Annotated in this window: 7 protein-coding genes and 1 tRNA gene; 3 read left to right on the forward strand and 5 right to left on the reverse strand. The window is 73.2% G+C overall.

From position 1 onward, the window contains the following. Positions 1-189: 189 nt before the first annotated feature. The 3 genes from HG542_RS15770 to HG542_RS15780 form a co-directional block, all read right to left on the reverse strand. Complete coding sequence (locus HG542_RS15770; RefSeq protein WP_171081852.1) at positions 190-1,167, reverse strand: ribose-phosphate diphosphokinase; 978 nt, start codon at positions 1,165-1,167, stop codon at positions 190-192. Positions 1,168-1,240: 73 nt separating this feature from the next. Further along, the gene (gene glmU, locus HG542_RS15775; RefSeq protein ID WP_171081853.1) at positions 1,241-2,698 is read right to left on the reverse strand and encodes a bifunctional UDP-N-acetylglucosamine diphosphorylase/glucosamine-1-phosphate N-acetyltransferase GlmU; all 1,458 of its coding nucleotides are present in this window, start codon (positions 2,696-2,698) and stop codon (positions 1,241-1,243) included. A gap of 118 nt (positions 2,699-2,816) precedes the next feature. Beyond that, positions 2,817-2,888: transfer RNA gene (locus HG542_RS15780), tRNA-Gln, on the reverse strand. Positions 2,889-3,041: 153 nt separating this feature from the next. Between HG542_RS15780 and HG542_RS15785 the strand changes: the two genes are divergently transcribed. Continuing rightward, positions 3,042-4,346: a sensor histidine kinase gene (locus HG542_RS15785; protein ID WP_171081856.1), complete on the forward strand. Its 1,305-nt coding sequence runs from the start codon at positions 3,042-3,044 to the stop codon at positions 4,344-4,346. Positions 4,347-4,435: 89 nt separating this feature from the next. Here the strand turns inward: HG542_RS15785 and HG542_RS15790 are convergent, their stop codons facing one another. Beyond that, positions 4,436-4,969: an SUKH-3 domain-containing protein gene (locus HG542_RS15790; protein WP_373313074.1), complete on the reverse strand. Its 534-nt coding sequence runs from the start codon at positions 4,967-4,969 to the stop codon at positions 4,436-4,438. Next, a complete protein-coding gene (locus HG542_RS15795; RefSeq protein WP_171081858.1) occupies positions 4,956-5,486 on the reverse strand; it encodes a YwqJ-related putative deaminase in 531 nt (176 codons plus the stop codon). The genes HG542_RS15790 and HG542_RS15795 overlap by 14 nt, the downstream gene beginning before the upstream one ends. Positions 5,487-5,865: 379 nt before the next feature. Between HG542_RS15795 and HG542_RS15800 the strand changes: the two genes are divergently transcribed. Both HG542_RS15800 and HG542_RS35675 read left to right on the forward strand, forming a co-directional pair. Continuing rightward, complete coding sequence (locus tag HG542_RS15800) at positions 5,866-6,843, forward strand: SMI1/KNR4 family protein (protein WP_171081859.1); 978 nt, start codon at positions 5,866-5,868, stop codon at positions 6,841-6,843. A 7-nt stretch (positions 6,844-6,850) separates the two neighbouring features. Next, the coding region (locus tag HG542_RS35675) for an SUKH-4 family immunity protein (protein WP_498063285.1) at positions 6,851-9,019 on the forward strand (2,169 nt) is incomplete at its 3' end.

Consider the following 9,019-nt stretch of genomic DNA (forward strand, 5'->3'; position numbering starts at 1 on the left):
TGCACTCCTCGGAGGCTTGAACTGTGCGGGGCGGTCACCCGGCCCACGACAGGCCTGCTACGAAGAGCGCGTCGATAACGGACCGCCGCACACCCTTACCAAAGGGGGCGGCCTCCCTCGCCGAGCAACTCGAGGAGTGTACCCGGCGGGGAGGCCGCCCGGAAATCGATCAGCGCGTGCGCAGAACGGTTACGCCTGCTCGTCGAAGAGGCTGGTGACCGAGCCGTCCTCGAACACCTCGCGCACGGCGCGCGCGATCGTCGGGGCGATCGACAGGACCGTGATCTTGTCGAGCTCCAGCTCGTTCGGCGTGGGCAGCGTGTTGGTGAAGACGAACTCGCTGACCTTGGAGTTCTTCAGACGGTCCGCGGCCGGGCCGGAGAGCACGCCGTGCGTCGCGGTGACGATGACGTCCGCGGCACCGTGGGCGAACAGGGCGTCCGCGGCGGCGCAGATGGTGCCACCGGTGTCGATCATGTCGTCGACGAGCACGCAGACGCGGCCCTCGACGTCACCGACGACCTCGTGGACGGTGACCTGGTTGGCGACGTCCTTGTCGCGGCGCTTGTGGACGATCGCCAGCGGCGCGCCCAGACGGTCGCACCAGCGGTCGGCGACGCGCACGCGGCCGGCGTCGGGGGAGACGACGGTGAGCTTGTCGCGGTCGACCTTGGCGCCCACGTAGTCCGCGAGGATCGGCAGCGCGAACAGGTGGTCCACCGGGCCGTCGAAGAAGCCCTGGATCTGGTCGGTGTGCAGGTCGACCGTGAGGATCCGGTCGGCACCCGCGGTCTTGAACAGGTCGGCGACCAGGCGGGCGGAGATGGGCTCACGGCCGCGGTGCTTCTTGTCCTGCCGGGCGTAGCCGTAGAACGGCACGATCACCGTGATGGAGCGGGCCGAGGCCCGCTTCAGCGCGTCGATCATGATCAGCTGTTCCATGACCCACTTGTTGATGGGAGCCGTGTGGCTCTGCATCAGGAAGCAGTCGGCGCCGCGCGCGGACTCCTGGAAGCGGACGTAGATCTCGCCGTTGGCGAAGTCGAATGCCTTGGTCGGGACCAGGCCGACGCCCAGCTGGTGCGCGACCTCCTCGGCAAGCTCGGGGTGGGCGCGGCCGGAGAAGAGCATGAGCTTCTTCTCGCCGGTCGTCTTGATCCCGGTCACAGCACAATCTCCTTGGATGTCGCCTTGTGTGCGCTTATCACGGTACGCCCCGCACGGCGTCCCGGTGTCACGGTCACTGCTCCCCGCCGGTCTTGCGGTGAGCGGCGGAAGCGGCGTCTGCGGCGGCGCTTCCCGGGCGCTTGCGCGCCACCCAGCCCTCGATATTGCGCTGCTGGCCGCGGGCGACGGCCAGGGCGCCCGGGGGCACGTCCTTGGTGATGACCGAGCCGGCGGCCGTGTAGACGCCGTCCCCGATCGTGACAGGAGCCACAAACATGTTGTCCGATCCGGTCCGGCAGTGCGAGCCGATCGTGGTGTGGTGCTTGTTCACCCCGTCGTAGTTCACGAACACGCTGGCGGCACCGATGTTGGTGTACTCGCCGATCGTGGCGTCGCCGACGTACGACAGATGCGGGACCTTGGTGCCCTCGCCGATCTCGGCGTTCTTCATCTCGACGTAGGCCCCGGCCTTGGACTTGGGGCCGAGGTTCGTTCCGGGGCGGAGGTAGGCGTACGGGCCGACGGAGGCGCCCTCGCCGATCCGCGCCGAGTCGGCGACCGTGTTGTCGACGCGGGCGCCGGCGCCCACGGACGTGTCCTTCAGGCGGGTGTTGGGGCCGACCTCGCTGCCCGCGGCCAGGTGGGTGGCGCCGAGGAGCTGGGTGCCGGGGTGCACGAGCGCGTCGGGCTCGAAGGTGACGGTGACGTCGACCCAGGTGGTCGCCGGGTCCACGACGGTCACACCGCTCATCATCGCGGCGTGCAGCAGGCGCTCGTTGAGCAGCTTGCGGGCCTCGGCCAGCTGGACGCGGTTGTTGATGCCCAGGATCTCCCGGTGGTCGCCGGCCACGGCCGCGCCCACCCGGTGCCCGGCCTCGCGCAGGATGCCCAGGACGTCGGTCAGGTACTCCTCGCCCTGGCTGTTGTCCGTGCGGACCTTGCCGAGCGCGTCCGTCAGCAGCTGTGCGTCGAAGGCGAAGACACCGGAGTTGATCTCGCGGATGGCGCGCTGCTCGTCGGTGGCGTCCTTGTGCTCGACGATCGCGGTGACGGCGCCGGTCGCGGCGTCGCGCACGATGCGGCCGTAGCCGGTGGAGTCGGGGACCTCGGCCGTGAGGACCGTGACCGCGTTGCCGTCGGCGGCGTGGGTGTCCGAGAGGCGCTTGAGCGTGTCCCCGGTCAGCAGCGGGGTGTCGCCGCAGACCACGACCACGGTGCCGTCGAGGGCGATCCCGCTGTCCGAGAGCTCCTCCAGGCCCATGCGCACGGCGTGGCCGGTGCCGTTCTGCTCGTGCTGCACGGCGGTGCGGACGCCCGGGTCGATCTCGGCCAGGTGCGCGGAGACCTGCTCGCGGGCGTGGCCGACGATGACGACCAGGTGCTCGGGGTCCAGCTCGCGGGAGGCGGAGACGACGTGTCCGACGAGGGAGCGGCCGCAGAGGGTGTGCAGGACCTTGGGGGTCGCCGACTTCATGCGGGTGCCCTCACCCGCTGCGAGGACGACGACGGCTGCCGGGCGGTTGGCGCTCACGGGTGTGTCCTTTGACTTCGAGTGGTGGACACCCGAAGGATACCGGTGAGTCCTGCGGCCGAAACGCGCCCCGGCAACGACTGCCTGGTCAGGGCCCGTACACGGGCCGGAAAGGGAGCTCCCCCGCCAGGACTCGAACCTGGAAAGACGGCACCAAAAACCGTAGTGTTGCCAATTACACCACAGGGGATAGCAATCTCACCCGAATCGGACATTGGTCGGAACCTGTCCGCCGGGTACCCCACACTATGCCGTACCGCCGCCCTCCGACGCGACGGTATGTGCGCTTGTGCTGCTGCGCACCCCGGGAAAACCGGTGGCACCCGCCCGTAGTCTGGGTGGTATGACCACAACGGGGGCAATCACGGACGCAGGCGCGCGGGGCGCGCCTGCGGGGCCGTGGTGGTGGGAGCGCCGGCGCGGCCTGGCGCTGGACGTGGTGCTGGCGCTGGTGTCGGCGCTCGAATGCATGCTGGAGGGTGTCTCCTTCGCCCACGAGGCCGGACTGCCGGCGGGGCTCGTCGGCCTGGCGGGGATACCCGTGGGGGCCACGCTGCTGCTGCGGCGGCGCTGGCCCGTCGCGGTGGTGCTCGTCTCCATCGCGATCACCCCGGCCGAGATGGGCTTCCTGCTCGGCGTCGTCGGCCTCTACACCCTCGCGGCCTCGGACGTCCCGCGCCGCATCATCGTCGTCCTGTCCGGCGCCTCCTTCGCGGGCACGCTGATCGTCACCCTCGCGCGCTTCCACCGCGACATGCCGGAGGACGCCTACCGCCCCGGCTTCTGGGTGACGCTCGTCTTCTCCCTGGTGATGGCCCTCGGCCTGACGGCGCCGCCGGTGCTCCTGGGCCTGTACGTCGGTGCCCGCCGCCGCCTCGTCGAGAGCCTGCGCGAACGCGCCGACGGCCTGGAGCGGGAACTGTCCCTGCTCGCCGACCGCGCGGAGGAGCGGGCCGAGTGGGCCCGCAACGAGGAGCGCACCCGCATCGCGCGCGAGATGCACGACGTGGTCGCCCACCGGGTGTCGCTCATGGTCGTGCACGCGGCGGCCCTGCAGGCGGTGGCCCTCAAGGACCCGGAGAAGGCCTCCCGCAACGCGGCCCTGGTCGGCGACATGGGGCGGCAGGCGCTGACGGAACTGCGTTCGATGCTGGGTGTCCTGCGGACGGCTTCGGATACGGCGCCGGCTGTGGAACCGGCTCCGGAACCGGAACGGCTGGCCGCCGTGGCCGCCGCCGCGTCGGCGCGGGTCAAGGCCGCGGAGGCAGGCCCCTCGCTGGAGGAGCTCGCCGACCTCGTCGAGCAGTCCCGGGCCGCCGGGATGGCCGTGGAACTGTCCCTGGAGGGCGAGGAGCGCCCGTACACGGCACCGGTCGAGAGCACGGCGTACCGCGTGGTGCAGGAGGCGCTGACGAACGTGCACAAGCACGCGCCGGGCGCCAAGGCGGTGGTGCGCGTGGCGCACCGGGAGGCGGAGGTCGCCCTCCAGATCGAGAACGGCCCGTCGGACGGCCCCGGCCCCGGCCTCCCCAGCGGCGGCAACGGCCTGATCGGCATGCGGGAGCGTGTGGCGGCGCTGGGGGGCGTCTTCGTGTCGGGCCCGACGGATGCGGGGGGCTTCCGGGTGTCGGCGGTGATACCGGGGTAGGGGTGCGCTCCGAAGGGGCGCGGGGCCGTTTCGATTTGCGGCTCCGCCGCGTGGGCGCGATCGGCCACAGCCGGCCCGCACCCGCAGGGCTACCCCTGGCGGGCCCCTGCCGAAAGGCGGGACGGCCGCGTCCCCGTCACCAGCGTCCCGATCGCGTGATCGATGTCCGACCCCAGATACCAGTCACCGGCATGGTCCAGCCCGTACACGCGCCCATGCGTGTCGATGGCCAGCAGTGCCTGCCCGTCCAGCTCCTGTCCCAGCGGGCAGACGTCCGCCCCCAGTGCCCGGCCCAGGTCGGCGACGGTCCGGGCCAGGTGCAGCCCGTGCATCGGGTCGACCTCGAACGGTGTCGGCGCGATGTGCCGCCCCGGCCCGGAGGCCGCGATGCGCAGTCCGCCGAACTCCGCCCACGCCTCGACGGCGGCGGGGAAGACGGTGTGCCGGTGCCCGGCGGGCGAGACATGGGCGCGCAGGGCGTCGGCCCACTGCTCGGCGGCCTTGATGTCCCAGCGCCCGGGCTGCCACCCGGCCTCGCGCAGGGCCGCGTCGACGGCGACGGGGAAACGGGTGGCGGCGGTGCGGTCGAAAGCGCGCATGGTGTGGTGGTCAGTTCCTGCCATGGGTCGAGGGGGCCGGATCGACGGAGCGTACGCCGAAATGGGCCAGCAGCGCGGTACAGGAGCGGCAGGGCGGGACGTAGCCGCCGTGCAGCGGGTCACCGTCCTCGCGGATGTGGCGGGCCGTCAGCTTGGCCTGCTTGAGGGCCCGCCGGGCCTCGCCGTGGGTGAGGGGTTTGCGGGAGGCGCGTTTGCTGCGGCCGGCCTCGAAGCCGGTGAGGAAGCGCGTCAGCAGAACCGCTTCCGGGCAGCGGCCGGTGAAACGCTCGCGGCGGTCGCTGGTGAGGGTGTCCAGAAAGTCCTGGACGAGAGGGTGCAGCCGGGGCGGCTGGTCGCCCTTGCCGCCGGTGCAGGTGAGGGTCTCGCCGCGGACGGAGAGCGCGGCGGCGACCGCGGGCAGGATCCCGTCACGGCGGTGCAGCAGCGCGGGCGGTCTGTCCGCGTCCTCGGTGGAACTCCAGGTGAGCCGGGGGTCGCCGGGCGTACCGCCCTCGGTCTGGCGGTCCTGAGTCGTGTGCATGGTGGTACTTCCCTCCCGTGCAATCCCCCTGTTGCGGGGATCAGACTGCCAAATGGGATGCCGGGTGCGGAAGGCAGGTCGGCGTTGCGTGCGTCTGATGTGCCGCGTGATGGCTGAGGGGACGTGAGTTGTCGCCCGTGGAGCGGGGGTGCGACGGGGTCATGTCCGTATTCACGCCGCGCCGGTGTACGCGGTTGCAAGCGCCGGTGGGATGTCGGCGGCATAGGCGCGGGGCGGGTGCGGGACAGCGGAGCGATCCCGTCTTGCGGCACCGCATAGGCTTGTCGGTCACGAGGTGTGCTCGGCCGGAGGCCGGGTCTCCAGGGACACAGACAGTCAGCAGGGCAATCAGCAAGGCAGTCAGTAGGGGGCTTCCGCCATGACTTCAGGTCGGCTCGGGCAGCAGGCCGCGCCACCGAACGCGGCCTATGCCGGGCAGGTCGTGCACTTCCCGGACCCGGTCCGGCACGCCCGTCATCCCAAGGGCGTCCGGGTGGACGAGAACGGTTTTCCGGACTTCTCCCCGTATGCCCGGGCGGCCGCCGAGATCGAGGAGCCGCCGGAGGGTTTCGGCGTCGACGAGCTGCGGCTCACCGACTACGTGTCGGCCAACGCCGCGCTCTGCGCCGCCGGTCACGAGCTCTGGGCGAGCCTGCCGCCGGTGGCCACGCCGCACGGCTGGACCTGGCACCACGTCGCGGGCACGCGCCGCCTGGAGCTGGTCCCCGTGGAGGTCAAGGCGCTGCTGCGGCACCACGGCGGTCTGGCGACGGCACGGGTGGACCAGGACAAGCGCGGCACCCGCCCGCTGCAGGAGACCCGTCCCGTGCACTTCGCACTGCCGCAGCGGGAGCTCGCGGTGACGGAGGAACAGGTCCAGGGCGTCGAGGAGGACCTCGGCTACCGCCTGCCGGACGCGTACCGCTCCTTCCTCAAGGCGGCGGGCGGCTGTGCACCCGTGGGCGCGGCGCTGGACGCGGAACTGGGCCTGCTGATCGACCAGCCGTTCTTCACGGTGCGCGACGAGGCGGCGGTCAACGACCTCGTCTACATCAACAAGTGCCTGCGGGACCACGTCACCAAGGACTACCTGGGCGTGGCCTTCGTCCAGGGCGGCGTCCTCACCGTCAAGGTGAAGGGCGAGGCGGTCGGTTCGGTGTGGTTCTGCGCGTACGACGACGCCCGGGACCGTGACGGCTGGACGGTGCAGGAGCGGGTGGAGAAGCTCCTCCTGCCCTGCGGCGAGGACTTCGACGCCTTCCTGATGCGGCTGGCCGGCGGACCGCCGGAGCTGGAGACGGTGGCGAACCTGATGGTGGACGGCGGCTTCGCGTACGCCGTGCCGGTGGAGGGGTGAGCGGCGCATGGTGACGTTCGCGCAGGCGCAGGAACGGGCGGAGCGCTGGGTCAACGGCGACGTGCCCGGATACCTCCACCGCGAGGTGCAGGTGAGGGAATTCGACCTGGGCTTCGTGGCCTGGGCCGACAGCCCTGCGGGCGGCGGAGCCCGCTTGGTGATCGCCCGGGACAGCGGTGAGACGACGCTGTGGCCGGCACTGCCGGTGGGCGAGGTGATCCGCCGCTACGAGGAGGAGTACGGAACGGTGCCCGTGGACGAACCGGCCCCGGACGCGGCACCGCCGCGCCGGCTGGACCTGGAGGCGACGTCGTTCCTGCTGTCGCCGCCGGAGTGGCTGCAGGAGGCGGCGGATGCGATGGGCATCCCGGACCGCAGGACGACTTCCTCGCCTCCGGCGGGGGTGCCTTCGGCGGGTGACGGTGCCGGGGCGCCTCCGGCGGGGGACGGTGACGGTGCCGGGGCGCCTCCGGCGGGGGACCGTGATGGTGCTGCGGTGTCTCCGGCGGGGCACGGTGACGGTGCCGGAGTGGTCACGTCCTGGGAGGACGTGGACAAATCCGCTGTCGGGACGGCCGCTTGGGCGGACGCCGACGCGGACGACGACCGCTCGGTGGGCCTGCCGGCGACGGTGCTGACACCGGCGCTGTCGGGCTCGGACGCCGACGACACGCCGCCGCCGGGTGTCCGTCCGGACGCGAAGACGGAACTGATGCCGCGGGGCAGCGCATTGCCGGCCACGGCAATCGCTCCGGCGCTGCCGGATGCTCCGCAGGTTCCGGGGGCCATGGGTGCCGGTGGCCCGGCGGCCCCTGGTGTTCCGGGTGGGGCCGGTGGCTCCGGGAGCGCGGGCGTGCCGGGGGGTGCCGGTACCCCGTCGCCTTCGGGTGGGCCCGGTGCGCCGCAGACGCCTGGCATGCCAGGTGGCCCGGCGGCTCCTGGTGTTCCCGGGGGCTTGCAGGCGCCCGGCAACCCGATGGGGTCCGGAATGCCCAGTGCCCCGCAGGGCGTGGGCGCTTCTGGTGGCCCGCAGAGCCTCGGTGGCCCGGCGGCTCCCGGCATGTCCGGTGGCCCGCAGAGCACCGGTGGTTCGGTTGCTCCCGGCGTGCCGGGTGGCCCGGCAGGTCTTGGTGCGGCCAACGGCCCGCAGGGCAACGGCGGTCCGCTGACCCCGGGTGCCCCGCAGGGGCCTGGCGGTCCGGCGGTTCCGGGTGCCCCCGGTGGCCTGGGGATTCCGGGCGTGCCGGGCGCCCCGTCGGGCCCGGATGTGCCCAACGCCTCGCAGGGCGTGGGTGATCCGTCGGTTCCTGGTGGGGCGGCCAATGCCTCGCAGATGCCCGGTGCTCCGGCGGTCCCCGGTGGCCCCGGGGCCACCGGCACGTCGGGCGGCCTGGCCCCTGGCATGGCCGGTGCCCCGGGCGTCCCCAACGCCCCGCAGGGCAACGGCGTGCCGGGTGCCCCGGTAGGCCTTGGTGCGGCCAACGCCCCGCAGGGCAACGGCGGTCCGCTGACCCCGGGTGCCCCGCAGGGGCCGGGCGGTTCGGCGGGCTCTCCGGGCAGCGGTGACCCGTCGGTCCCCGGTGCTCCTGGTGCCGCGCAGAGCGGCGGCCCGGTGGCTCCGGGCATGCCGGGTGGTCCGCAGAGCATGGGCGGTCCCTCGGTTTCCGGCGCGCCCAACACCCCGCAGGGCCCTGGCTTCCCCGGCGCTCCGGCGGCCCCTGGTGCCCCCAACGCCCCGCACATGCCCGGTACCCCGGCTGCTCCCGGCAACCCGCACAGCAGCGGCGGTCCGGTGCCCCCCGGCGTACCCGGCACCGCGCAGGGCGTCGGCAACCCCCCGGTCCCCGGCATGCCCAGCCCTCCGCAGCCGCCCGGCGTCCCGGGCAACCCGCCGGCCCCCAACGCCCCGCAGGGCACCGGTGGCCCGACACCCCCCGGCGTCCCCGGCCCCCCGCCGATTCCCGGCAACCCCAACGCCCCCCAGGCCACAGCCGCCCCCGGCGCCCCGCAGCCGCCCGCTGCCCCGCAGAGCCCCGATGCCCCCGGAGGGAACCGGCACTACGCCGCCACGATGCTGGCCGACCCCAGCGCCATGGCGGGCGCCCCCGCGCGCCCCGGCGGCAACCCGCCCGCGCCGCCCGGCGCACCCGGTGCCCCGCAGGGTCCCGCTGCCCCG

Origin of the sequence: Streptomyces morookaense (assembly GCF_013030945.1) — a bacterium.
Taxonomy (GTDB): Bacteria; Actinomycetota; Actinomycetes; order Streptomycetales; family Streptomycetaceae; genus Streptomyces; species Streptomyces morookaensis.